General features: G+C 69.9%; 21 protein-coding genes. 17 read left to right on the forward strand and 4 right to left on the reverse strand.

The window, feature by feature from the left end; all coding sequences use genetic code 11:
- Positions 1-10: 10 nt before the first annotated feature.
- The 6 genes from nosZ to KTN05_RS10960 all read left to right on the forward strand — a co-directional run bounded on the left by nosZ (position 11) and on the right by KTN05_RS10960 (position 6,606).
- Entirely contained in the window at positions 11-1,975 is a 1,965-nt protein-coding gene (gene nosZ, locus KTN05_RS10935) for a TAT-dependent nitrous-oxide reductase (RefSeq protein ID WP_217329439.1), read from the forward strand.
- Between the two features lie 3 nt (positions 1,976-1,978).
- Positions 1,979-3,307: a nitrous oxide reductase family maturation protein NosD gene (locus KTN05_RS10940; RefSeq protein WP_217329440.1), complete on the forward strand. Its 1,329-nt coding sequence runs from the start codon at positions 1,979-1,981 to the stop codon at positions 3,305-3,307.
- Positions 3,308-3,461: 154 nt separating this feature from the next.
- The gene (locus KTN05_RS10945; RefSeq protein ID WP_371823341.1) at positions 3,462-4,271 is read left to right on the forward strand and encodes an ABC transporter ATP-binding protein; all 810 of its coding nucleotides are present in this window, start codon (positions 3,462-3,464) and stop codon (positions 4,269-4,271) included.
- Entirely contained in the window at positions 4,268-5,092 is an 825-nt protein-coding gene (locus tag KTN05_RS10950) for an ABC transporter permease (protein ID WP_217329442.1), read from the forward strand. The genes KTN05_RS10945 and KTN05_RS10950 overlap by 4 nt, the downstream gene beginning before the upstream one ends.
- Positions 5,089-5,685 carry a nitrous oxide reductase accessory protein NosL gene (locus tag KTN05_RS10955; RefSeq protein WP_217329443.1) on the forward strand — a complete coding sequence of 199 codons (597 nt, stop codon included), beginning with the start codon at positions 5,089-5,091 and terminating at the stop codon, positions 5,683-5,685. The genes KTN05_RS10950 and KTN05_RS10955 overlap by 4 nt, the downstream gene beginning before the upstream one ends.
- A gap of 3 nt (positions 5,686-5,688) precedes the next feature.
- Complete coding sequence (locus tag KTN05_RS10960) at positions 5,689-6,606, forward strand: FAD:protein FMN transferase (protein WP_217329444.1); 918 nt, start codon at positions 5,689-5,691, stop codon at positions 6,604-6,606.
- Positions 6,607-6,868: 262 nt separating this feature from the next.
- Here the strand turns inward: KTN05_RS10960 and KTN05_RS10965 are convergent, their stop codons facing one another.
- The 3 genes from KTN05_RS10965 to exbB are packed head-to-tail and all read right to left on the reverse strand — an operon-like array spanning position 6,869 to position 9,280.
- The gene (locus tag KTN05_RS10965) at positions 6,869-7,822 is read right to left on the reverse strand and encodes a TonB C-terminal domain-containing protein (RefSeq protein WP_217329445.1); all 954 of its coding nucleotides are present in this window, start codon (positions 7,820-7,822) and stop codon (positions 6,869-6,871) included.
- Positions 7,819-8,298 (reverse strand): TonB system transport protein ExbD, encoded by a 480-nt coding sequence (gene exbD / locus KTN05_RS10970; protein ID WP_217329446.1) that lies wholly within the window; start codon positions 8,296-8,298, stop codon positions 7,819-7,821. The genes KTN05_RS10965 and exbD overlap by 4 nt, the downstream gene beginning before the upstream one ends.
- A gap of 1 nt (position 8,299) precedes the next feature.
- Positions 8,300-9,280 carry a tonB-system energizer ExbB gene (gene exbB, locus KTN05_RS10975; RefSeq protein ID WP_217329447.1) on the reverse strand — a complete coding sequence of 327 codons (981 nt, stop codon included), beginning with the start codon at positions 9,278-9,280 and terminating at the stop codon, positions 8,300-8,302.
- A gap of 327 nt (positions 9,281-9,607) precedes the next feature.
- Between exbB and KTN05_RS10980 the strand changes: the two genes are divergently transcribed.
- The 10 genes from KTN05_RS10980 (at position 9,608) to KTN05_RS11025 (ending at position 22,627) form a co-directional block, all read left to right on the forward strand.
- The gene (locus KTN05_RS10980; RefSeq protein ID WP_217329448.1) at positions 9,608-10,720 is read left to right on the forward strand and encodes an ABC transporter ATP-binding protein; all 1,113 of its coding nucleotides are present in this window, start codon (positions 9,608-9,610) and stop codon (positions 10,718-10,720) included.
- Positions 10,717-11,790 (forward strand): MBL fold metallo-hydrolase, encoded by a 1,074-nt coding sequence (locus tag KTN05_RS10985; protein ID WP_217329449.1) that lies wholly within the window; start codon positions 10,717-10,719, stop codon positions 11,788-11,790. The genes KTN05_RS10980 and KTN05_RS10985 overlap by 4 nt, the downstream gene beginning before the upstream one ends.
- On the forward strand, positions 11,784-12,320 hold the full coding sequence (locus tag KTN05_RS10990; protein WP_217329450.1) for a histidine phosphatase family protein: 537 nt from the start codon (positions 11,784-11,786) through the stop codon (positions 12,318-12,320). The genes KTN05_RS10985 and KTN05_RS10990 overlap by 7 nt, the downstream gene beginning before the upstream one ends.
- 32 nt (positions 12,321-12,352) lie before the next feature.
- A complete protein-coding gene (locus KTN05_RS10995; RefSeq protein WP_217329451.1) occupies positions 12,353-13,339 on the forward strand; it encodes an ABC transporter substrate-binding protein in 987 nt (328 codons plus the stop codon).
- A 4-nt stretch (positions 13,340-13,343) separates the two neighbouring features.
- Positions 13,344-15,041 carry an iron ABC transporter permease gene (locus KTN05_RS11000; protein ID WP_217329452.1) on the forward strand — a complete coding sequence of 566 codons (1,698 nt, stop codon included), beginning with the start codon at positions 13,344-13,346 and terminating at the stop codon, positions 15,039-15,041.
- Positions 15,042-15,120: 79 nt separating this feature from the next.
- Positions 15,121-16,086 (forward strand): TRAP transporter substrate-binding protein, encoded by a 966-nt coding sequence (locus tag KTN05_RS11005; protein WP_371823339.1) that lies wholly within the window; start codon positions 15,121-15,123, stop codon positions 16,084-16,086.
- A 63-nt stretch (positions 16,087-16,149) separates the two neighbouring features.
- Entirely contained in the window at positions 16,150-16,701 is a 552-nt protein-coding gene (locus KTN05_RS11010) for a TRAP transporter small permease (protein WP_217329453.1), read from the forward strand.
- Positions 16,702-16,710: 9 nt separating this feature from the next.
- The gene (locus tag KTN05_RS11015; RefSeq protein ID WP_217329454.1) at positions 16,711-18,024 is read left to right on the forward strand and encodes a TRAP transporter large permease; all 1,314 of its coding nucleotides are present in this window, start codon (positions 16,711-16,713) and stop codon (positions 18,022-18,024) included.
- Positions 18,025-18,145: 121 nt separating this feature from the next.
- The gene (locus tag KTN05_RS11020) at positions 18,146-19,516 is read left to right on the forward strand and encodes an efflux RND transporter periplasmic adaptor subunit (RefSeq protein WP_254368136.1); all 1,371 of its coding nucleotides are present in this window, start codon (positions 18,146-18,148) and stop codon (positions 19,514-19,516) included.
- A 3-nt stretch (positions 19,517-19,519) separates the two neighbouring features.
- Positions 19,520-22,627: a multidrug efflux RND transporter permease subunit gene (locus KTN05_RS11025; protein ID WP_217329455.1), complete on the forward strand. Its 3,108-nt coding sequence runs from the start codon at positions 19,520-19,522 to the stop codon at positions 22,625-22,627.
- Here the strand turns inward: KTN05_RS11025 and KTN05_RS11030 are convergent.
- Entirely contained in the window at positions 22,624-22,770 is a 147-nt protein-coding gene (locus KTN05_RS11030) for a hypothetical protein (RefSeq protein ID WP_217329456.1), read from the reverse strand. The two genes, KTN05_RS11025 and KTN05_RS11030, sit on opposite strands and share 4 nt — an antisense overlap.
- 119 nt (positions 22,771-22,889) lie before the next feature.
- On the opposite strand from KTN05_RS11030, the gene KTN05_RS11035 reads away from it, so the two are divergent.
- Positions 22,890-23,735, forward strand: coding sequence for a MaoC family dehydratase N-terminal domain-containing protein (locus tag KTN05_RS11035; protein WP_217329457.1), 846 nt, complete (start codon positions 22,890-22,892; stop codon positions 23,733-23,735).
- Position 23,736 lies beyond the last annotated feature (1 nt).

Here is a 23,736-nt window from a genome sequence, read left to right on the forward strand (position 1 = left end):
GAGTTCCGTGATGGAAACCAAAGAAAAGAAGGGTCTGAGCCGGAGGGCCGTGCTCGCCGCTTCCGCGGGCACCGCGGCGGCAGGGGCGTTCGGCGGCCGGCTGGCGCTGGGACCGGCGGCGATCGGCGCGGGCGCGGCCGGCGTCACCGCCGCCACCGCCACGGGTGCGGCGGCCCAGACGGGCGGGCACGCTTCCATCGCCGTCGATCCCGGCCAGCTGGACAGCTATTACGGCTTCTGGTCCTCGGGCCAGTCCGGCGAGGCGCGGATCATCGGCGTGCCCTCGATGCGCGAGCTGATGCGGATTCCGGTGTTCAACCGCTGCTCGGCCACCGGCTGGGGCCAGACCAACGAATCCATCCGCATCCACCAGCGGACGATGACCGAGGATACCAAGGCCTATCTCGCCGCCAACGGCAAGAAGATCCACGACAACGGCGACCTTCACCACCTGCACATGTCCTTCACCGAAGGGCGCTATGATGGCCGCTACCTCTACACGCAGGACAAGGCGAACAACCGCGTCGCCCGGATCCGCTGCGACGTGATGAAATGCGACGCGATCCTGGAAATCCCGAACGCGAAGGCCATGCACGGCTTCCGCCCGCAGAAGTTCCCGCGCACGAACTACCTGTTCGCCAATGGCGAGGAAGAATCGCCGCTGGTCAACGACGGCACGACGATGGACGATCCGACGACCTACGTGAACATCTTCACGGCCGTCAACGCCGACGAGATGCAGGTCGCGTGGCAGGTCATGGTGTCGGGCAACCTCGACAACACCGATGCCGATTACGAAGGAAAATGGGCGTTCTCGACCTCGTACAACTCGGAGATGGGGATGACCCTGGCCGAGATGACCGAGTCGGAAATGGACCATGTCGTCGTCTTCAACATCGCCGAGATCGAGCGCGCCATCGAGGCGGGCGAATATCAGGAGCTGAACGGCTGCAAGATCGTGGACGGGCGGAAAGAGGCGAACAGCAACTTCACCCGCTACATCCCCATCGCCAACAACCCGCATGGCTGCAACATGGCGCCGGACCGGAAGCACCTCGTCATCGCCGGCAAGCTGTCGCCGACCGTGACGGTGCTGGACGTGACCAGGTTCGACGCCCTGTTCACCGAGAATGCCGACCCGCGCAGCGCCGTGGTGGCAGAGCCGGAAGTCGGCCTCGGCCCGCTGCACACCGCCTTCGACGGGCGCGGCAACGCCTATACCTCGCTGTTCCTCGACAGCCAGGTCGCCAAGTGGAACATCGAGGACGCGATCCGCGCCTATAACGGCGAGGAGGTCGATCCGATCAAGGACAAGATCGACGTCCACTACCAGCCCGGCCACCTGAAGACGGTGATGGGCGAGACGCTGGACGCGCGGAACGACTGGATGGTGTGCCTGTCCAAGTTCTCCAAGGACCGCTTCCTGAACGTCGGCCCGCTGAAGCCGGAAAACGACCAGCTGATCGACATCTCGGGCGACCGGATGGTGCTGGTCCATGACGGCCCCAATTTCGCCGAACCCCACGATGCGATCGCGGTCGATCCGGCGATCATGGCGCCGATCATCAAGTCGGTGTGGGAGCGCGACGACCCGATGTGGGCCGAGACCCGCGCCCAGGCCGAGGCGGACGGCGTCGATATCGACGAATGGGCCGACACGGTGATCCGCGACGGCAACAAGGTCCGCGTCTACATGTCCAGCGTGGCGCCCAGCTTCTCGCTGGAGGAGTTCCGGGTGACAGAGGGCGATGAGGTCACGGTGGTCGTCACCAACCTCGACGAGATCGACGACCTCACCCACGGCTTCACCATGAGCGGCCACGGCATCGCGATGGAGGTCGCCCCGCGGGCGACGACGTCGGTGACCTTTATTGCCGCAAAGCCCGGCGTCTACTGGTATTACTGCCAGTGGTTCTGCCACGCGCTGCACATGGAGATGCGCGGCCGCATGTTCGTCGAGCCGAAGGCGGCCTGACCCATGCGCCGACTGATCCTGCTTCTGTGCCTCGCCTTCGCCCAGCCGCTCGCCGCGGCCGAGCGCGACGTCGCGCCGGGGCAGGGCAGTCTGGCGGCGGCCATCGCCTCGGCCGCGCCGGGCGATGTGCTGAAACTGACCGGCGGGGCCTACCTGGGCCCCGTCATCATCGACCGGCCGCTGACCATCACCGGCCCGCGCGGCGCGGTGGTGGATGGCGGCGGCGACGGCACCGTCATCACCATCGACGCGCCGGACGTGACGCTGAGCGGCTTCGCCGTCACCGGATCGGGGCACAAGAACGAGGATCTCGACGCCGGGGTGAAGATCCTGAAAGGCGCCGACCGGGCGCGGATCGAAGGGCTGCTGCTGACCGAAAACATGCACGGCATCGACGTGCATGGCGGGCGCGACTCGCAGGTGATCGGGAACGAGATCATCGGCACCCGCCATCCGCACATGAACCAGCGCGGCAACGGCATCTATGCCTGGAACAGCCCCGGCACGCTGCTGCAGGGCAACTCGATCCGCTACGGCCGCGACGGCATCTTTTCCAACGCGAGCGCCGACAGCTTCTACCGCGACAACGTCTTCCGCGACCTGCGCTTCGGCGTGCACTTCATGTATACCCGCAACACGGAGGTGTCGGGCAACATCTCGATCGGGAACCATCTGGGCTTCGCGATCATGTTCTCGGACCGGCCAAAGATCCTGAACAACCGCAGTCTCGGCGACCGCGAGCACGGTTTGATGCTGAACTATTCCAACAACGGCGACATCTCGGGCAACCTGATCCGGGGCGGTACCAAGAAATGCCTGTTCATCTATAACGCCCACAAGAACCTGATGTTCGACAACCGCTTCGAGGGCTGCGGCATCGGCATCCACTTCACCGCCGGGTCCGAGCGTAACGTGCTGACCAACAACGCCTTCATCGGCAACCGCGAGCAGGTGAAATATGTCGGCACCCGCCACATGGAATGGAGCCATGAGGGGCGCGGCAACTTCTGGTCCGACCATCCCGCGTTCGACCTGAACGGCGACGGCGTGGCGGACAGCGCCTATCGCCCGAACGACCTGATGGACCAGATCCTGTGGTCGCAGCCCGCCGCCGCGCTTCTGACCGGCTCGCCCGCCGTGCAACTGGTTCGCTGGAGCCAGCAGAGCTTTCCCGCCACGCTGCCCGGAGGCGTGCGCGACTCGGCGCCGCTGATGCGCCCCCTGACGATCGACGTCCCGCCCGAGGTGCTGCCCTACGAGGCAGAGGCCACCGGACGCTGGGCCAAAGGAAATTATGATGACCTCGACCCTGACGATATCTCAACCCACTGAGCATTTCCGCGCGCGGCAGGCCGCCGCGGCCCCGGTGGCCGTGGCGCGGAACACCGCGCCCGAGGCCGGCGCGACGCTGAGGATCGCGGGTCTCAGCAAGCGTTATCAGGCCGTGCAGGCGCTGGACGACGTGTCGCTGACGCTGCTGCCGGGAATGCGCGTCGCGCTGCTGGGCCACAACGGCGCGGGCAAGTCCACGATGATGAAGATCATCCTCGGGCTGATCCCCTATGACGGCGGCACGATCGAGGTCTGCGGCGAGGCGCCGGGCTCCGCCGGGGCGCGGGCGCAGGTCGCCTATCTGCCGGAAAACGCCGCCTTCCACCCCGCGCTGACCGGGCAGGAGCAGATCCGCCACTACCTCGCCCTGCGCGGCGAGGACCCGAAACAGGCGCTGGAGCTGCTGGAGCGGGTCGGCCTCGGCCATGCTGCCAGACGCCGGATCGGCACCTATTCCAAGGGGATGCGCCAGCGCGTCGGACTGGCGCAGACGCTGATCGGCAAGCCGCGGCTTCTGGTGCTGGACGAGCCGACCTCGGGCCTCGATCCCGTTTCCCGGCGGGACTTCTATGCGCTGCTGGACCAACTGGCCGCCGAGGGCGCGTCGATCCTGCTGTCCTCGCACGCGCTGACCGAGGTGGAGGCGCGGACCGACCGCATCCTGATCCTGTCGGGCGGGCGGCTGGTCGCGCAGGGCACGCTGCCCGAACTGCGGCACGAGGCGGCGCTGCCCGTGGCGATGCACGTCACCCCGGCCCCCGGCCAGACCCGCGCGCTGGCCGAGGCGATCCCTGAAGCCGGCATCGGCAATGACGGCCTGCTGCACCTGACCTGCCAGCAATCAGAAAAGCTGGCGCTGCTGGCCCGCATCTCCGCGCTCGGCGGGCGGGTTGCCGATCTCGACGTGATCCCGCCCAGCCTCGAAGACATCTACAGCCATTTCAGCCGGAGGGACGGCCAATGATCGCGCCCGTTCTCGCCACCGCCGCCACCGAATACCGCATCGCCCTGCGCAACCGCTGGGTGCTGATCGCCACACTGCTGATGCTGCTGTTCTCGCTGGTGCTGGCCGCCGCCGGGGCCGCGCCGACCGGCGACGTGGGCGTGGACCGCCTGTCGATCACCGTCGCCTCGCTGACTTCGCTCGCCGTCTATCTGGTCCCGCTGCTGGCGCTGCTGATGAGCTTCGACGCAATCGCCGGCGAGACCGAGCGGGGGACGTTGCCCCTGCTGCTGACCTATCCCGTCTCGCGCCTGCAGATCCTGCTGGGCAAGCTGGTCGCGCATCTGGGGGTGCTGACGCTGGCGGTCGCGCTCGGCTACGGCGCGGCGGCGCTGGCCGCGTTCCTGTTCGATTCGTCCGCGATGGAGGGGCTGCCCGCGCTGTGGCGCCTGCTGTGGAGCTCGGCCCTGCTGGGCGCGACTTTCCTTGGTGCGGGCTATGCGCTGTCCTCGCTGTCGCGCCGCCCGTCCGGTGCGGCGGGGCTGGCGATCGGGCTGTGGCTGGGACTGGTGGTGCTGTATGACCTCGGGCTGCTGGCGATGATCGTCTCGGACGGGGGCGGGCAGTTCACGACCGAGTTCCTGCCTGTGGCGCTGCTGGCGAACCCCGCCGACGCCTTCCGCCTGTTCAACCTGACCGCCTCGGAAGCCGCGGCTGCGGCCGGCGGCGTCGGCGGGGCCGCCGGGTCGATCCCGCTGTGGCAGTCGCTGACCTCCGTCGCGCTCTGGCCGCTGCTGGCGCTGGCGCTGGCCTGGGCCGCATTCCGCAAGGTGACGCCATGACCGCCCTGAGACTGACCGTCGCGGCCGCCCTGATGCTCGGCCTCGCCGGCTGCAAGGAGGAGATGGCGCAGGACATCTCGCCGGTCGAGATATCGGCGCAGACGCTCGGCCATTTCTGCCAGATGAACCTGGTGGAGCATCCCGGCCCCAAGGCGCAGGTCCATCTTGAGGCGGTGCCCGGCTCGCCGCTGTTCTTCAGCCAGGTCCGCGACGCCATCGCCTTCGCCCGCGCGCCGGAACAGATCGCCCCGATCCTCGCCATCTACGTCAACGACATGGGCGCCGATGCCGCGACATGGGACGTGCCGGGCGAGGGGAACTGGATCGACGCCGAGGGCGCGTTCTACGTCGTCGGCTCGGCCCGCGAGGGCGGCATGGGCGCGCCGGAAACCGTGCCCTTCGGCACCCGCCCCGAGGCGGAGGCATTCGCCAGCGCCGACGGCGGCCGGGTGCTGACGCTGGACGAGATCACCGACGATATGGTGCTGGCCCCGGTCGAGATGACCGGCGAGGCCGGCGACGGGGCGGATGGTCCGGCCGCCGACGATTTCGAGGATCGCCTGCGCGCCCTGTCGCGCCAGGCAGAGGGGTAAGCCATGCTGACACGCCGCCGCTTCATCGCGATTTCCGCCGCCGTCGCCGCGCTGCCGCAGATGGGCCGCGCCGCTCCGGCGCCGACCCCGCGCCTGCGCGCCGGGCAGGCGCTTGGCGCGCAGGTGTCGATCCGCATCGCCCATCCCGATGGCGACGCCATCGCCGCCCGCGTCCTGTCCGAGATCGACCGGCTGGAGGGCATCCTCAGCCTCTACCGCCCCGACAGCGCCCTCGCGCGACTGAACCGCGACGGAGAACTGACCGCGCCGCCATTCGAGTTGCTGGAATGCCTGTCGCTCGCCGGGGCCGTCCATCGCGAAAGCGGCGGCCGGTTCGATCCGACGGTGCAGCCGCTCTGGTCGCTGTGGGCCGAGGCGGCGGTGGCCGGAGGGCGCCCCGACGATGCCGCGATCCGCGGCGCGCTGGCCCGCACCGGTTGGGAAGGCGTGCGGATGGACAGCACCCGCATCACCCTGCGCCCCGGCATGGCGCTGACCCTGAACGGCATCGGGCAGGGCTATGTGGCCGACCGCGTGGCCGCGCTGCTGAAGGCCGAGGGGTTGAGTGAGGTGCTGATCGACACCGGCGAACTTCGCGCGCTCGGTGGCCAGCCGGGCGGCGGCGCCTGGCAGGTGAAGCTGGAGGCGGGGGGCCGCGTCGCGCTGCAGGACCGCGCGCTGGCGACCTCGGCCCCGCTGGGAACCACGTTCGATCAGGCAGGAACCGACGGCCACATCATGGATCCCGCCACGGGGCGGCCCACACCGGCGACCTGGCGCGAGATCACGATCTCGGCCCAGACTGCCGCCCTCGCCGATGCGCTTTCCACGGCCGGCTGCCTGACGCCCGACGAGGCGCGGCTGCAGGCGCTGGTGTCCGGCTTCCCCGGCGCGAAGATCGAAGCGGCGACGCGGGCGTAGGCTTCCGGCGGCGGGCAGAGGTCGCGGGCTTCCGATCCGGCGTCTCTGTTGCAGCCCGACCGGGATGCGGCTTGCGTGTCGTTGTCCGTCTCACGAGACACGTTGTGCGGCGCTCGTCCGGGACTTCGCTTGTACATCCATGCAAGTGAATCCTGCCCTGCTTTGCCGGTCCTTGCCCTACAGGCACCGGCCGGCGCCGGGATAGGCTAGCAGGGGCCGTGCGGCAGGCGGGGGACGAGGCCCGTCCCATGGTCGCCAGCCGTCACCTCACCTCGACCGCGATCGGCACCGTCAGCGACTTCGCGCGGCCGTCCGGCGGCGCGGGCAGGCTGGGCATCCGCGCGGCCTGCCGCGCGAGCGCCGAATCGATCCGGGGATCGCCCGTCCCCGCCGCCAGCGCGCCCGAGGCGCTGCCGTTCGGCGAAACCGACAGCTGCACCGTCGCCCGCAGCGTTCCCCGCCCGCCGGTAATGCGGGCGCGGCGCATATGCGAGGCGACGCGGCTCTGGATCTGGCTCTGCCAGTTGGCGACGGCCTGCGGACTCGCGCCCCGCGCCGGCTGGTTCTGCGTGCTGGCCGCGGCCGCAGGCGCCCCGCCCGAGCGGCGCTCCTGCCGGGGCTCCTCGCGGGGCGGTTGCGGCTCGCGCCGCTCGGCCTGACGGGGCTGCTCCCGCTGGCGGGGCTCCTCCGGCGGCTGCTCGCGCGGCTCCGGCCCCTGCCGGACCAGCCGCTCGGGCTTTCGCGGCGGCGGCGGCACGATGGCCGGGGCGAGGCTGGCGAAATCCGGCGGCGGCAGCGGCACCACGGGCGGCGGCACGAAGTCCGGCACCGGCTCGGGCTCGGGGAGCGGCTCCACAACCGGCTCCGGCGGAGGCTCCGGCAGGGGATCGGGTTCCGGCAGAGGCTCGGGAAGGGGTTCCGGCTCAGGTTCAGGCTCGGGCTCCGGCTCAGGCACAGGCTCGGGTTCCGGCTCCACCTCTTCCGCCGGCTCCTCGGCGGTCGCCATATCGGATGTCGCCGGCTGCAGCGGCGCTTCGGTCGCATCCGGGGCGGGCGCAGGAACGGGGGCGAGTTCGATCATGATCGCGTCAGGGGCCGCCGCGAGAGTCGGGCCCTCCCGCCGCATCGCCCACATCCCCGCCGTGATATGCGCCGATGCGACGAGAACCCCCACCGAGGTCCAGAGCGCCGCCCGGCCGATGCCGCCGCCGCTCATTGGCCCGCCGCTGCCGGCGCCATTCCCGGCGCCGCATCGATCGCAACGGGCGGCGCGCTCACGCGGTCCAGCCCCACCAGCGCGATCTTCAGATAACCCGCGTCGCGCAGCCGGTTCATCACCCCCATCAACTCGCCATAGGCGACCGACTGATCGGCGCGCAGGAAGATGCGGGCTTCGGGATCGCCCCCCGTCGCCGCATCCAGCGCCCCCCGCAGAGCGTCGGCCGCAACCGGATCGTTCCCCAGCGACAGCCCGCCATCGGCCCCGACCGTCAGCCACAGCGGCGTGTCGGGTCGCCCGGAGGACGGCGCGTTCGATACCGGCAGGTCCACGTTCACGTCCACCGTCGCCAGCGGCGCCGCCACCATGAAGATGATAAGCAGCACCAGCATCACGTCGATGAAGGGGGTGACGTTGATCTCGTGGTTCTCGGCGAGATCGTCGTCGTCGCCGCCTCGGATGCCGCCCGCCATGTCAGACCACCATGCCGGCCGCGCGCCGGTCCAGATCGCGGGACACCAGCCGCTCGACCCCCGAAGCGGCCTCGCCCAGCCGCAGGCGATAGCCGCCCGAGGCGCGGGCGAAGACGTTGTAGATCACCACCGCAGGGATCGCCGCGACGAGACCGAGCGCGGTCGCCAGCAGCGCCTCGGCGATGCCGGGGGCGACCACGGCGAGGTTGGTCGTCTGCGCCTCGGAAATGCCGATGAAGCTGTTCATGATCCCCCAGACGGTCCCGAACAGCCCCACGAACGGCGCGGTGGAGCCGATCGTCGCCAGCACCCCGGTTCCCCGGTTCATCTGCCGCGCCGCGCGGGCCTGGATCTGCGACAGCTTCGAACTGACCCGCTCCTGCACGCCCTGCGCGGACAACTCGGGCCCCGAGCGGTTCAGCTCGCGCGCCGCGGCCCGCAGCATCCGGGCATCGGGGCCGCGCCCGTCCGCACGGACCAGCGCGCTGCGCAGGCTCTCGGCCGCCTCGATCCGCGCTGCGCCCCGGCCGATGCCCGACATGCTGGCGGCGAACTCGATCAGCTTCACGACCAGAATGGTCCAGGTGACGACCGAGGCGAAGATCAGCCCCAGCATGACCGATTTCACCACGGCATCCGCCTGCCGATACATGCCCATGGGCGAAAGATCATGCGGCAGCGTCTCGGCCGGAATCGGCAGCGGGCCGGGCTGGGCAGGTGCTGCGCTGGAAGCACCGGCGTCAGGGACCGGCGCCGCAGATGCCGGCGCCGGTTCAGACCCGGCGGCAGGCGCCGGAGACGATGGTGGCTGGCCCGCGTCCACGGCGGGCAGGTTCGATTCAACCGCCGCGGCAGGCTCTGGACTGTCCTGCGCCGGCGCGGGGCCGCCCGTTCCCACGAGAACGGCAAGGCCGAAAGCAGCAGGGGCAACGAAGCGAAGCGACCGGCGCAATGCGTGGAAGCGGGGGTTGGGCTGGTTCATGTATCTCGCCTTGCTGGACAATCGGGCAGGTCGCTCGCCCCGGTCGGCTCCGGGTCTGGCTGGAATCCATATTCCTAGCGTAATTGTCAACTATCGGCTCGGGTTTTTCGTCGCGCCCGGCGTCGTGGTCCCAGGCGAAAACCTATCCCGACTTGGTCCCGTCTTTGGTGCCCAAATATCCCGCGGGGGCGCGGGGGTGCGAAACCCCCGCTGCGGCGTGGCACCCGCCGCAACCTACGCATGGCAGCCGGGGCCACGCCATCAGGACCTGCTTGCCCTTCCCCCGCTGTCAGCCCAGTGTCACACTTCCGTTGTAGAGACGCCCGCATGACCGACATCCGCTTTCACCAGATCACCCGCCGCTTCGGCGCGACCCGCGCTGTGGACGACCTCAGCGCCCGGTTCGGATCGGGCCGCTTCGTCGCGCTGCTCGGGCCATCCGGCTGCGGCAAGACCACGCTCCTGCGGCTGATCGCGGGGCTGGAGCGCCCGGATGCCGGGCAGATCTGGCTCGGCGGCGACGAGGTCGCCGGTCCCTCGCGCTTCACCCCGCCCGAGGCGCGGCGGCTCGGCATGGTCTTCCAGTCCTACGCCCTCTGGCCGCATATGACGGTGGCGGGGAATGTCGGCTTCGGCCTCTACCGGATGCCGCGGGCCGAGCGCGAGCGCCGCGTGGCAGAGGCGCTGCACATGGTGGGGCTGGACCATCTCGCCGCCCGCAGGCCGCATGAGCTTTCCGGCGGCCAGCGCCAGCGCGTCGCGCTTGCCCGCAGCCTTGCCGCCCGCCCGCGCATCCTGCTGCTGGACGAGCCGCTGGCCAATCTCGACGCGCATCTGCGCCAGTCGATGCTGGCCGAGTTCCGGCGCATCCACGGCTCGACCGGCTGCACGATGGTCTTCGTGACCCACGACCAGAACGAGGCGATGGCGGTTGCCGATACCGTCGGCGTGATGGATGGCGGCCGGCTGGAGCAGATCGGCTCGCCCGCCGAGTTGTTCGACCGGCCGCTGACCCCGATGGTCGCGCGGTTCATCGGGCAGGGCCGGACGCTGCCGGTCGAGGTGACGGGCGAGGCGGGCGGGCTTTCCCGCGTCCGCATCGGCCGGGTGGAACTGGCGCTGCCGGGAAAGGCCGAGCGCGGCCCCGCCTGGCTCTGCCTTCATGCGCGCGACCTTGCCGCGGACCCGGCGGGCCTGCCCGCGCGGGTCAGCAGCACCCGGTTCGAGGACGGCTATCACGTCGCCGAGGTTCTGCTGGACGATCTGCCGGACGCCGGTGCGATCTTGCTGCGGCTCGACCGGCCGGCTGCTGTCGGCGAGCCGATCGGCGTCGCCATCCGTGGCGGATGGCTGCTGCCGCGCGAAGCCGCGAGTTCGTCTGACGTCACGCGCCCTTCTCCTGCCGTGCGGGACGCCCGTCACCCCGTCGCCGCCGCATGAGGCTGCGGGCGCTGAGCGGCTTCGACGCCAAGGGCCCGGCGTGCTTCCTTCTGGAAATCGGCGGTCGCCGCCTGTTGCTGGACCTCGGCGAAGGACCCGATGCGGGCCGCCGGCCCGACCTCGGCGGGATCGGAAGGGTGGATGCGGTGCTGATCTCGCACGGCCACGCCGATCATGTCGGCGCGCTGGACATGCTTGCCGGGCTGGGTGATCCGCCGATCCACGCGACGGAGCCCGTGCGTGCGCTCGGGACCGATGCGCGGCTGTCCGGCGCCCGTGACCTGCCCGCGCAGGGCGAGATTCTCGGAATCCAGATCGAATCCGGCCCTTCCGGCCATGCGCCCGGCGGCGTGTGGATGCGGATCGGCGGCGCGGCGGGGCTGCTCTATTCCGGCGACCTCGCGAGCGGCTCGCAGGTGTTTCCGGCGGCGCCCCTGCCGAAGGCGCGGGCCGCCGTGCTGGACTGCTCCTACGGGATCGAGCCGCAGGGGCTGGACGCGCAGCGCCAGGCGCTGCTGGCCGCGATCGGGCAGGGGCCGTGCCTTCTGCCGGCGCCGCCGGCGGGCAGGGGGCTGGACCTGGCGCTCGCCTGTGCTGCGGCTGGGCACGCGGTGCGGATGTGCCCGCGCATCCGCGAGGTGGCACGGGCGCTGCTGGAGCGGTCGGACTGGCTGCTGCCGGACGCGGCGGACCCATTGCAGCGGCTGCTGCAGACCGCCGAGCCGCTGGCGGCAGGCAGCACGCTTTCCGGCGTGATGATCGCCGCGGGGGCGAATTGCGGCAGCGGGCTGAGCCGGACCCTCGGTCCGCGTGCGCTTCGCGAAGGGGTGCAGATCGTCTTCACCGGCCATCTGGCGCAGGAGGCGCCCTCGGCGGGGTGGGTAGCAGAGGGCCGCGCCCGGCATCTGCGTTGGAACGTCCACCCGGATCGCGAGACGCTGTCCGCCATGCTCGCGCAGGCGCAGCCCGAGGTTGCGCTCGCCGCCTTCGCGCCGCCCCGCAGGCGGGCCGAGGTGGAGGCCGCCTTTCCCGGCTCCCGCTGGACACAGGACGGGGCGCTGGAATGGTAGAATCGTTCCTGTTCATGCGGCACGGCCAGACCCATGCGAATGCCGGCGACGTCATCTGCGGCCATACCGACCTGCCGCTGGACGCGGCGGGGCTGACGCAGGCGCGGGCGGCGGGGCAGCGGCTGACAGGGGCAGGGGTCGCGCGGATCATCGCCTCGCCGCTCGCCCGCGCGCGGCAGACGGCGCATGTGGTCTCGCGCGCGCTCGGCGTGCCGGTGCTGGTGGTCGAGGGCCTGTCGGAACGCAACTGGGGCGCGTGGGAAGGGATGCCCCGCGCCACCCTGCGCCGGGACGAGACGCCGCCGGGCGGCGAATCCCCAGGCGATTTCCGCGCCCGCATCCGGGCGGCGTTCCGCGGGCTGGACCTGTCAGTGCCGACGCTGATCGTCGCCCATTCCGGCACCGACCGCGAGATCCACGCGGTCCTGACCGACGCCCCGCATGCACGGCTCGTCAACGGGCAGGTCGTCCGCTGGGCGCAGGAAGAAGCGACATGGAACTGTCACGATTTCTTCACGCCAGCAGGCTAGAAGCGCGGCAATCCGACGAAAGGAATCGATAGATGAAGCCTCTCCGCACCGCCGCGATCGCCGCGACCCTGTTCTCCGTTCCCGGCCTCGGGCTTGCCGCGCCGTCGGGGCAGATCACCGTCTATACCTCGCAGCCGCAGGAGCAGATGGCGACCGTCGTCGCGGCCTTCAACGAGGATCACCCGGACGTTCAGGTGGAAGTCTTCCGCACCGGCACGACCGAGCTGATGTCGAAGCTGCAGGCAGAGTTCGCCGCCGGTTCGACCCCCGCCGACGTGCTGCTGATCGCCGACGCGGTGGCGATGACCCAGCTCAAGCAGGACGACCGCCTGCTGGCCTACGCCGATGCCCCGACCGAAAGCATCCCTGACTCGGTGATCGACCCCGACAGGACCTTCTTCGGCACCAAGCTCATCACCACCGGCATCGTGTACAACACCAACCTGGTCGAGACCGCCCCCGCCTCGTGGGACGACCTGACGGCCGAGGACGTGGCCGGCTCGCTCATCATGCCGAGCCCGCTCTATTCCGGCGCGGCGGTGATCCACGTCGGCACGATGGTCCAGCAGCCCGCCTTCGGCTGGGACTGGTACGAGGCGCTGGCCGACGCGGGCGCCGTCGCCGGTCAGGGCAACGGCACCGTGATCGAGGCCGTGGCGCGCGGCGAGAAGGCTTACGGCATCATCATCGAATATATGGCGATGAACGCCGCCAGGGACGGATCGCCGGTCGGGTTCGTGTGGCCCGAGCAGGGCGTCAGCTCGATCACCCAGCCGGTTGCGATCCTGAAGGGGACCGACAACGAGGAAGCCGCCAAGGCCTTTGTGGACTGGCAGCTGTCGCGGACCGCGCAGGAGCAGTCGGTGGAGCAGGGCTATTTCCCCGTCATCGAGGGCGTCGCCGCGCCGGAAGGCTATCCGGCGCTCGACGCGCTCACCATCCTGCCGCTGGACGCCGCGCAGCTGATGGCGGACGATCAGGCCAACAAGGAGCAGTTCGCTGACCTCTTCGGCGGCTGACCGCATGTCCCTTATGGGGCTTCGGGGCGGCGATCTGCTGATCGTCGCCCTTCTTGCCGTCTATGTGCTGGCGACCGGCCTCTGGCCGCTGCTGCGGCTGTTCGCCGAGGCGCTCGGCCCCGGCGAGACGGGTGAGCCGCTGGGGCTGCTGCGCGAGACGGTCGAGGGGCGGGCGTTCCGGCGGGCGTTCTGGAATACGCTGGCCTCGTCCGCCGGTTCGGTGGTGGTGTCCACCGTGCTCGGCGTCGCGCTGGCGCTGGTCACGGGGCTGGTGCGCCTGCCGGGTCGCGCGGTGATGAGCTTCCTCGCCCTCTCGCCGCTGCTGATCCCGTCGCAGATCATGGCGCTGGCGTGGATCGAGCTGCTGGGCAGCGGCTCGGCGGTGCTGAACCTGCTGGGGATCGCGCCTGCGCCGGGGCGGCCCAACCCGCTCTATTCCGGCGCGGGCGTCGCCTGGCTGATGGGGATCGAGCATATGCCGCTGGTCTTCATCGCCGTCCGGGCGCGGCTGGCGACGGTGCCGCTGGATCTGGTCGAGGCAGCGCGGATTTCTGGCGCGGGGGCGCGGCGGATCGCGGCACGGGTGATCCTGCCGCTGACGCTGCCCGCCGCCGCCGCCGGGGCGGTGCTGGCCTTCGCCGCCGCCGTGGGCAATTTCGGCGTGCCGGCGCTGCTGGGGATTCCGGGGCGGTTCCCGGTGCTGACGACGCTGATCTATCAGCGGCTCAATGGCTTCGGCCCGCAGGTGATCGGGCGGGTGGCGGCGATGGCGCTGGTGCTGGTGCTTCTGGCCGCCGCCGCGCTGGCGCTGCGGCAGGTGGTGCTGCGGCTGACTTCGGTTCCCGTGGGGGCAGGGCGGCCCTTTGCGGGTTTTGCGCCGGGCCGCTGGGGCTGGGCGCTGCTGGCGCTGGCCTGGCTCGCGCTGATCTGGCTGTCGATCCTGCCCATCGCGGCACTGGTCACGACCGCTCTGGTGCCGGCGCTGGGGGTGCCGTTCGGGCCGGAGACCGCCAGCCTGCGCAACTTCGCGGACGCGCTCGCCAACCCGGCCGTGCACCGCGCCTTCGTCAACTCCTTCTCGCTCGCCGCTGCTGCCGGGGTGATCTCGGCCGCCGTCGCGATCCCGCTGGCGTGGATGGCGCTGACCGCGCGGAACCGTGCGGCGCGGGGGCTGAGCTGGCTGGCGGATGCCGCCTATGTCGTGCCGGGGACCGTGCTGGCGCTGGCGATGATCCTCGTCTATCTGCCGCCGCTGCCGGTCCTCGGCGTGTCAATCTACGGCACCGCGCTGATCCTGCTGGTGCCCTATCTCGGCCGCTTCCTGCCGCTGGCCCTGCGCCCGGTCGAGGCGGCGCTGTCCGCAACCGACCCCGCGCTGGACGAGGCCGCGCGCATTCACGGCGTCGGCCCGCTGCGGCGGATGCTGCGGATCGCGGCCCCCGTTGCCCTGCCAGCGGCGAGCGCCGGGGCGCTGGTGATCTTCATGACCGCGATCAACGAGGTGACGCTGTCGGCGCTGCTGTGGTCGGCGGGGAACGAGACGATCGGGGTGATGATCTTCTCGATGCAATATGAGGGGAACTCCACCGATGCCGCGGCCCTGTCGGTCATGGCGCTGGCGCTGGTGGCCGTGATGGTGATCGCCGCCGACCTGTTGGGGCGGCGCCTGCCGTCCGGCACGCTGCCGTGGCGGGTCGCGTGATTCCGCCTCAATTTTCAGGTGGACATGGGACCGGTTTCACCTAGGCTCCGTCGCAAAATCACCAACGGGAGGAACGACATTGAAAGCCGCATTCATCGCCGCCGCCGCGATGGCCGTCGCCGCAACGGCCGCGCAGGCGGAAAGCTGGGATCTGCCGACCGCCTATCCGGCGACCAACTTCCATGTCGAGAACCTGAGCGAGTTCGGCGCCTGCGTGGCCGACAGGTCGGGCGGGGCGCTGACGATCAACATCCATCCCAACGGGGCGCTGTTCGCCGGCAACGACATCAAGCGCGCCGTGCAGACGGGGCAGGCGTCCATCGGGGAACGGCTTCTGTCCGCCCACGAGAACGAGAACAAGCTGTTCGGCGTGGACGCGATCCCGTTCCTCGCCACCTCGTTCGACGACAGCGACCGCCTGTGGGAGGCCGCGCAGGAGCCGCTGACCGCGGCGCTGGACGGCCAGAACCTCGTGCTGCTCTATGCGGTGCCGTGGCCGGCGCAGGGGCTTTTCACCAAGAAGGACATCAACTCGGCCGCCGATCTTCGGGGGCTGAAGTTCCGCGCCTACAACACCGCGACCTCGCGCATCGCGGAGCTTGCGGGCATGGTGCCGGTGCAGATCGAAAGCCCGGAGCTTGCGCAGGCGCTGGCGACCGGCGTCGCGGACAGCTTCATCAGCTCGGGCGCGACCGGTGTCGATTCGAAGGTGTGGGAACAGCTGACCCATTTCTACGACGTGCAGGCGTGGATTCCGCGCAACTCGGTGCTGGTGAACAAGGGCGCCTACGAGGGGCTGCCGGACGAGGCCCGCACGGCGCTGAACGATTGCGGCGCCGAGGCGCAGACCCGCGGCTCGGAACGGGCGCGGGTGCTGGCGGGGGAGTATCTGCAGACGCTGGCTGATAACGGGATGACCGTGCAGCCGCCCTCGGACCAGCTTCGCGCCGACCTGCAGGGCTTCGGCGAGACGATGACCGAGGAATGGATCGCCGCCGCCGGGGATGACGGGCAGGCGATCATCGACGCCTATCGCGGCAACTGACGCAGGAAGGCGGCCCGGACGCGCCGGGCCGCCACGCCGCCGCAAGGCAGGATGACCGACCGGATGAACGAACCCCACACGACCGCGCCGCGCGGCGCCCTGCGCCGGACGCTGGACGGGCTCTACGATCTCGGCGGCGTGTCGTCGGCGGTGTGCCTCGTCGCCATGCTGGCCGTCATCGCCGCGCAGATGGTCGCCCGCTGGACCGGAACCATCTTTCACGGCAGTGCGGAATATGCGGGCTATCTGATGGCCGCCGCGTCATTCCTCGCCTTCGCCCACACGCTGAACCGCGGCGCGCATATCCGCGTCGGCCTTGGCCTGACGGCGCTGGGGCGGCACCGCTACTGGGGTGAGCTGTTCTGCCTGATCGTGGGCTGCGCGATCACGTGTTACGTCGCGTGGTTCGCGGGGCGGCTGGTCTATTGGTCGTGGAAGCTGGGCGATATCAGCCAGGGGCAGGACATGACCCGGATGTGGATCGTCCAGATGCCCGTCGCCATCGGCGCCGCGCTGCTGGCGCTGGCCGTCATCGACAACCTGATCGCCCTTCTGCGCACCGGGCGCGACAACATCGTCCCCGAGGACCTGGCGGAACAGAGCCATGCGGAGTGAAGGTGCCCCATGACGGCTGAACTGATCCCGATCGCCGTCTTCCTGCTGGTCCTGTTCGCGCTGCTGGGCGCGGGCGTCTGGGTGGGCCTCGCGCTCGCCGCGGTCGCCTGGGTCGGGATGGAGATGTTCACCACCCGTCCGGTGGGCGACGCGATGATGACCATCATGTGGCGCTCATCCTCGTCCTGGACGCTGACGGCGCTGCCGCTGTTCATCTGGATGGGCGAGATCCTCTACCGGACCCGGCTGAGCGAGGACATGTTCCGCGGCCTCGCGCCGTGGATGTCGCGCCTGCCGGGGGGCTTGCTGCACACCAACGTCGTCGGCTGCACGGTGTTCGCCGCCGTCTCGGGCTCGTCCGCCGCGACGCTGACCACGGTCGGCAAGATGTCGATCCCCGAACTGCGCCGCCGCAACTACCCCGAGCGGGAGGTCATCGGCACGCTGGCCGGCGCGGCGACGCTGGGGCTGATGATCCCGCCCTCGCTGACGCTGATCGTTTATGGCGTCACGATTAACGAATCCATAACCCGGCTGTTCATCGCCGGGATCATCCCCGGCCTCGTTCTGGCGGCGATGTTCATGGGCTATATCGTCGTCATCTCGCGGCTGAACCCGGACTACCGGCCCGACCCCGAGCCGCCGATGTCCTTCGGGGAGAAACTGAAGAACTCGCGCTATCTCATTCCGGTGCTGCTGTTGATCGGGCTTGTGATCGGGTCGATGTATACCGGCATCGCCACCGCCACCGAGGCGGCGGCGTTCGGCGTCCTCGGCTCGATGCTGCTGGCGGGGGTTCAGGGCTCGCTCAACTGGCAGTCCTTCCGGGCGAGCCTGATGGGCGCGGTGCGGACCTCGGCGATGATCGCGCTGATCCTTGCCGGGGCGGCGTTCCTGTCGCTGGCGATGGGATTCACCGGGCTGCCGCGCGCGCTGGCCGAATGGATCGGCGCGATGGAGCTGAGCCGGATGCAGCTGCTGCTGGCGCTGCTGGTGTTCTATATCGTGATCGGCTGCTTCCTCGACGGGATCTCGGCCGTGGTGCTGACCATCGCCGTGGTCGAGCCGATGGTCCGGCAGGCCGGTATCGACCTGATCTGGTTCGGTATCTTCATCGTCGTCGTGGTCGAGATGGCCCAGATCACCCCGCCGATCGGTTTCAACCTGTTCGTGCTGCAGGGCATGACCAATCACGGCATGGGCTACATCGCCCGCGCGGCGCTGCCGATGTTCTTCATCATGTTGCTGATGGTGTTCATCCTGATGGCGTTCCCCGGCCTTGCCACCTGGCTGCCCGAGAACATGCGGCAGGTCCGCACCTGACACATTCGGGTGAGGCGCGTCCGATCCCGCCGAGAATGCGGTTCGTTGCGTCGCCGTTTGGTGTTGTCATGGGATAGGCTTGTGGCCAGTTACTCCCCAGCCAGAAGCGGCGCGGCACCGCATGAGCGAGGCATCTATGACCCGACCAGCACGATTCACCCTCGTCATGGCCGTCGGCGTGGCGCTCGCGTCAGCCGGTGCGGCGCTGGCGCAGGGCGCGCCGGGCGGGCCGCGCGAGGTGGGCGTGATGGCGGTGGCGCGCGATCAGGTGCCGGTCACGGTGACGCTGCCGGGCCGCGCGGTCGCCTATGAACAGGCGGCGATCACCCCCAAGGTCGGCGGCGAAGTGACCGAGGTCGCCTATGAGCCCGGCACCAAGGTGACGGCGGGAACGGTGCTGTTCCGGCTGGAGGATGAAACCCTCGCCGCCGAACTCGACGCAAATCTTGCCGCCGTGGAATCCGCCGAGGTCGCGATCCAGAGCGCGCAATCGACCGTGGACCGCTACCAGCGGCTGGAAGGCTCGGCCGTCAGCCGCGTCGATCTGGAGAACGCGCAGGTCGCGCTGGCCAGTGCCCGCGCCAACCTGATCGGCGCCGAGGCGCAGCGGAACCTGACCGAGCTTGCGCTGGAGCGGACGGTGATCCGCAGCCCCATAGACGGGGTCGTGGACATCGCCCAGGTGAGCGTCGGCGATATCGTCTCGGCCGGGCCGCAGACGGAGCTGACGACGGTGACGCAACTCGATCCCATCCATGTGGATGTGGCCGAATCCCGCGCCCGCATCCTGCGCAATCTCGCCCGCGTGGACGAAGGGACGCTGCAGCGCGTGACCGGTCCCACGGCCGAGCTGATCCTGGAAACTGGCCGCGTCTATGAACATGGCGGTTATCCCGTCAGCGGCGGGCTCCAGGTCTCGCCCACGACCGGCACGGTTCCGGCGCGGTTCCGCTTTGCCAATCCCGACCGGCTGATCCTGCCGGGGCAGTTCGTGCGGGTGGATCTGCAGATCGGCATGGTTGACGGCGTGCTGGTCCCTCAGCGCGCCACCAGCCGCTCGGCCGACGGCACGCTGACCGCCTTCATCGTCCGCGACGGCCGCGCCGACGAGATCGGACTGACCGAGGTCGGCACCAGCCGCAACGCCTGGATCGTGACCGAGGGGATCGCCGAGGGCGACCTGCTGATCCTCGACGGCCTCGACAACCTGCGCGACGGCGCCGAGGTCGTCCACGTCCCGGTGACGATCGACGACGAGGGCGTCGTCCGCGATGTCGAGGTGGCCGGTGCGGCCCAGCCCGGCCCGCCCGAAACCGATCAGGCCGCCGCCCCCGCCGCGGCGGAGCCTGCGCCCGCGCAGCCGGCCCGGACGCCATCAGAGGCGCCCGCCACCGAGCCGCCGGCCGCGCCCGATCGGCCGACGCAGCTTGCAACCGACGGTCCCACCCCGGCGGCCGTGATCGTGGCCCGTCCTCCCGTTCGGACGAACTGAGCCATGGCGCAGTTCTTCATCCACCGCCCCGTCTTCGCCTGGGTTCTGGCGATCGTGACTATGCTCGCGGGCGGCTTCGGCCTTCTGGGCCTGCCCGTCTCGCAATATCCCGAGATCGCACCGACCACGATCCGCATCACCGCCTCGTATCCCGGCGCGACCGCCGACGCGGTGCAGAACTCGGTCACGACCCAGATCGAGGATACGCTGACCGGGCTCGACGGGCTGATGTATTTCGAATCCACCTCGTCGCAGGGCCGGTCCTCGCTGACATTGACCTTCGACGACAGCGTGGAGCCGACCGACGCCCTGAACGACGTGCAGTCGAGGGTCCGCAGCGTGGAATCGCGCCTGCCGACACCGGTGCAGAACGACGGCGTGTCGGTCACGCGTTCCACCTCGTCGATCCTGATGGTCGGCTCGCTCGTCTCTCTGGACAACAGTTACAGCACGGTCGAACTGGGCAACCTGCTGGAAGAGGTGGTCGAAGGCCCGGTGAAGCGGGTGGACGGGGTCGGCGGGCTCAACATCTTCGGCTCGGGCTACGCGATGCGGATCTGGCTCGATCCGCTGCGGCTGGCGCAGTATCAGCTGACGCCGACCGACATCGTCGGCGCGGTGGCCGAGCAGAACTCCACCGTTTCGGTCGGCTCGCTGGGAACCCAGCCGGTGGTGCCGGGCCAGCAGTTCACCGCGACGATCACGGCGCAGAGTCAGCTGACCAGCGAGCAGGATTTCCGCCAGATCCTGCTGCGGACCGGCGCGGACGGGGCGACCGTCTGGCTGGGCGACGTGGCCGATGTGGAGATCGGGCGAGAAAACTACGGCAGCGACAGCCGCTTCAACGGGCTGAACGCGGCGGGCTTCGGCGTGAACCTTGAAACTGGGGCGAACGCCGTGGAGACCGCCGCAGGCGTGCGCGCGGTGCTGGACCAACTGCAATCGGCCCTGCCGGACGGGATGGAGCTGCGGATCGCCTATGACACCTCGCCCTTCGTCGAGGCGTCGATCAACAAGGTCTATCACACGCTGATCGAGGCGGTCATCCTCGTCGTCGCCGTCATCCTCGTCTTCCTGCAAAGCTGGCGGGCGACGTTCATCCCGGTGATCGTCGTGCCGGTCGTGCTGCTGGGCACGTTCGGGGTGCTGTCGGTCCTCGGCTATTCCATCAACACGCTGACCATGTTCGCGATGGTGCTGGCGATCGGCCTGCTGGTCGATGACGCCATCGTCGTGGTGGAGAACGTCGAGCGCGTGATGCGCGAGGATCACGTCGGGCCGGTCGAGGCGACCGAGCGCAGCATGCGCCAGATCACCGGCGCGCTGATCGGGATCGTCGTGGTGCTGTCGGCGGTGTTCCTGCCGATGGCCTTCATGGCGGGGGCGACGGGGGTCGTCTATCGCCAGTTCTCGGTCACGATCATCACCGCGATGGGGCTGTCGCTGGCCGCCGCGCTGATCCTGACTCCGGCGCAGACGGCGGCCATGCTGAAGCCGCATACCGGCGAGCTCGGCTTCGCCCCGGCCCGCTGGTTCAACCGCGGCTTCGACCGGGTGACGGACTGGTATGGCCGCAGCGTCGCGCGGATCGTCCGGCGTCCGTTCCTCACCCTGCTGGTGCTGGCGCTGATCTCCGCCGCGACCGCGCTGCTGTTCACGCGCATGAACTCGACCTTCCTGCCGACCGAGGATCAGGGCGTGCTGATGGTGCAGGTCAGCCTGTCCGAAGGCTCGACCATCCAGCAGACCCGCGCCGTGGTCGAGGATCTCGAGGCCTGGCTGCTGGAGGAGGAACCGGCGGTGCAGTCCACCTTCGGCGCGCTCGGCTTCGGCTTTTCGGCCACCGGGCAGGGCAGGGCGACGCTGTTCGTGCGCCTGAAGGACTTCTCGGAACGTCCCGACGCCGAGGATTCCGCCTCGGCGATCGTGGCGCGCGGCAACGACCTCTTCGGCTCGCACCGGGCCGGGCGGATCACCTTCCTGCAACCGCCGGCCATTCAGGGCCTCGGCACCAGCGCCGGGTTCAGCATGTTCCTGATCGACCAGGCGGGGGGCGGCATCCCGGCGCTACGCGAGGCGGCGAGCGCGCTGGAAACCGCATCGGAAACCGACCCGCGGCTGGAGAACGTGCAGGGCCGGGGGGATGAGGATGACGCCGCGCTGCGCCTCAACATCGACCCGCAGCGGGCCGAGGCGGCGGGGCTGAGCCTCAGCGACGTCAACGGGATGCTGGCGACGATCTTCGCGGGGCGCGAGGTCAACGATTTCGCGATGGGCACGTCGCTCCGGCCCGTCATCGTTCAGGGCGCCGCGCCCTTCCGCATGCAGCCCGACGATCTGGAGGCATGGTATGCCCGCAACAATCAGGGCGAGATGGTGCCGTTCAGCTCGTTCTCGTCCACCAGTTGGGAGCCGGTCTCGCCCCGTCTCGCCCGGTTCGAGGGGACGGACGCGATCTCGGTCTCCGGCAACGAGGCGCCGGGGGTGAGTTCGGGCGAGGCGATGGAGGCGATGGAGGTGCTGGTCGCCCAGCTTCCCGGCTACGGCGTGGCCTGGACGGGGCTGTCCTATCAGGAACAGCAGGCCGGCAATCAGGCGCCGTTCCTATACGCGCTGTCGGCGCTGGTCGTGTTCCTGTCGCTGGCGGCGCTTTACGAAAGCTGGACGGTGCCGTTCTCGGTCATGCTGTCGGTGCCGGTGGGGGTGCTGGGCGCAGTGCTGGCGGCGCTGATCTTCGGGCAGTCCAATGACGTCTATTTCAAGGTCGGCATCCTGACGACCATCGGACTTGCGGCCAAGAACGCCATCCTCATCATCGAGTTCGCCGTGGCGCTGGAACGCGAGGGCCGCAGCGCCGCCGACGCCGCGATCGAGGCCGCCAAGCTGCGGCTGCGGCCCATCCTGATGACCTCGCTGGCGTTCATCCTCGGGGTGACGCCGCTGGCGATCGCCACCGGGGCAGGGGCGGCGGCGCAGAACTCGATCGGGATCGGGGTGATGGGCGGGATGATGTCGGCGACGTTCATCGGCATCTTCATGGTGCCGGGCTTCTATGTCGCGGTGCGCCGCCTGACCGGGAACCGCCCGGTGAAGGCGCTGCCGCAGACCTAGGGCGCAAGGCCCCCCGCGCGGCGTTCCTTCAGCGCATCGATCAGCTGCCGGGCAAGGCGGGTCAGCGGCTCGCCCCGGCGGAACACCACGGCGCGGTCGCGCACGGCCCAGGGCTCGTTCAGGGTGACCAGCGCGATCCGCATGCAGGTCGTTCAGGTCGAATGCATGTTCCCTCGCGTGTTGCTGTGCCAAACGCAGCTTTACCAGAATGCGAATTTTCCGAAGACGCAAGCTCTGGCATAGGAGGCCGCAGGAGGACCGCATGACCGACGACATCAACCTGCAGGACTGGATCGGCCGCAGCGAAACGGCGATCGAGGTGCTGCGCCCCTTTCCCGCCGACGCGCTCGCCGCGACGCTCGACCGGGACGAAACCTATCCCACCGGCGCGGCGCTGCCGCCGCTGTGGCACTGGCTCTATTTCCTGCCGCTGCACAAGTTCTCGGAGAGCGGCCGCGACGGGCACGCCGCCAAGGGCGGGTTCCTGCCGCCGGTCCCGCTGCCGCGCCGCATGTGGGCGGGCAGCCGCTTCATCTTCCACGCGCCGCTGAAGATCGGGGCCGAAATCCGCAAGCGCTCCACCGTGGCCAAGGTCGATCCCAAGCAGGGCCGCAGCGGGCCGCTGTGCTTCGTGACCGTGGCGCATGGCCTCTACGACGGCGAGACGCTGTGCATCGCCGAGGAGCATGACATCGTCTATCGCGAGGAGGCCGCCCCCGGCGCACCCGCGCCCGAGCCGAAAGCGGCGCCGGACGCGTCGGATTTCAGCCGCGAGATCCATCCGGGTCCGGTTCTGCTGTTCCGCTATTCGGCGCTGACCTTCAACGGCCACCGCATCCACTACGACCGCCCCTACACGACCGAGGTCGAAGGCTATGGCGGCCTCGTCGTCCACGGCCCGCTGCTGGCGACGCTGCTGATGGACCTGCTGCGCCGCGAGATGCCCGACGCGACCGTGCGGCGCTTCGAGTTCCGGGCGCTGGCCACGATCCTCGACACCGACGACTTCTCCGTCCACGGCGCGCGCCGTAATGATGGCTCCATCCGCCTGTGGGTGCGCCGCCATGATGGCGCGCTGGCGATGGACGCGACCACGACGCTGGCCTGAA

It is taken from the genome of Paracoccus sp. Z118, assembly GCF_019061185.1.
Taxonomy (GTDB): domain Bacteria; phylum Pseudomonadota; class Alphaproteobacteria; order Rhodobacterales; family Rhodobacteraceae; genus Paracoccus.

Bases quoted from the DNA above. Each gene is read 5' to 3' on its own strand.
- nosZ (WP_217329439.1), top strand. From the start codon at position 11: ATGGAAACCAAAGAAAAGAAGGGTCTGAGCCGGAGGGCCGTGCTCGCC.
- KTN05_RS10940 (WP_217329440.1), top strand. From the start codon at position 1,979: ATGCGCCGACTGATCCTGCTTCTGTGCCTCGCCTTCGCCCAGCCGCTC.
- KTN05_RS10945 (WP_371823341.1), top strand. From the start codon at position 3,462: ATGCGCGTCGCGCTGCTGGGCCACAACGGCGCGGGCAAGTCCACGATG.
- KTN05_RS10950 (WP_217329442.1), top strand. From the start codon at position 4,268: ATGATCGCGCCCGTTCTCGCCACCGCCGCCACCGAATACCGCATCGCC.
- KTN05_RS10955 (WP_217329443.1), top strand. From the start codon at position 5,089: ATGACCGCCCTGAGACTGACCGTCGCGGCCGCCCTGATGCTCGGCCTC.
- KTN05_RS10960 (WP_217329444.1), top strand. From the start codon at position 5,689: ATGCTGACACGCCGCCGCTTCATCGCGATTTCCGCCGCCGTCGCCGCG.
- KTN05_RS10965 (WP_217329445.1), bottom strand. From the start codon at position 7,822: ATGAGCGGCGGCGGCATCGGCCGGGCGGCGCTCTGGACCTCGGTGGGG.
- exbD (WP_217329446.1), bottom strand. From the start codon at position 8,298: ATGGCGGGCGGCATCCGAGGCGGCGACGACGACGATCTCGCCGAGAAC.
- exbB (WP_217329447.1), bottom strand. From the start codon at position 9,280: ATGAACCAGCCCAACCCCCGCTTCCACGCATTGCGCCGGTCGCTTCGC.
- KTN05_RS10980 (WP_217329448.1), top strand. From the start codon at position 9,608: ATGACCGACATCCGCTTTCACCAGATCACCCGCCGCTTCGGCGCGACC.
- KTN05_RS10985 (WP_217329449.1), top strand. From the start codon at position 10,717: ATGAGGCTGCGGGCGCTGAGCGGCTTCGACGCCAAGGGCCCGGCGTGC.
- KTN05_RS10990 (WP_217329450.1), top strand. From the start codon at position 11,784: ATGGTAGAATCGTTCCTGTTCATGCGGCACGGCCAGACCCATGCGAAT.
- KTN05_RS10995 (WP_217329451.1), top strand. From the start codon at position 12,353: ATGAAGCCTCTCCGCACCGCCGCGATCGCCGCGACCCTGTTCTCCGTT.
- KTN05_RS11000 (WP_217329452.1), top strand. From the start codon at position 13,344: ATGTCCCTTATGGGGCTTCGGGGCGGCGATCTGCTGATCGTCGCCCTT.
- KTN05_RS11010 (WP_217329453.1), top strand. From the start codon at position 16,150: ATGAACGAACCCCACACGACCGCGCCGCGCGGCGCCCTGCGCCGGACG.
- KTN05_RS11015 (WP_217329454.1), top strand. From the start codon at position 16,711: ATGACGGCTGAACTGATCCCGATCGCCGTCTTCCTGCTGGTCCTGTTC.
- KTN05_RS11020 (WP_254368136.1), top strand. From the start codon at position 18,146: ATGAGCGAGGCATCTATGACCCGACCAGCACGATTCACCCTCGTCATG.
- KTN05_RS11025 (WP_217329455.1), top strand. From the start codon at position 19,520: ATGGCGCAGTTCTTCATCCACCGCCCCGTCTTCGCCTGGGTTCTGGCG.
- KTN05_RS11030 (WP_217329456.1), bottom strand. From the start codon at position 22,770: ATGCGGATCGCGCTGGTCACCCTGAACGAGCCCTGGGCCGTGCGCGAC.
- KTN05_RS11035 (WP_217329457.1), top strand. From the start codon at position 22,890: ATGACCGACGACATCAACCTGCAGGACTGGATCGGCCGCAGCGAAACG.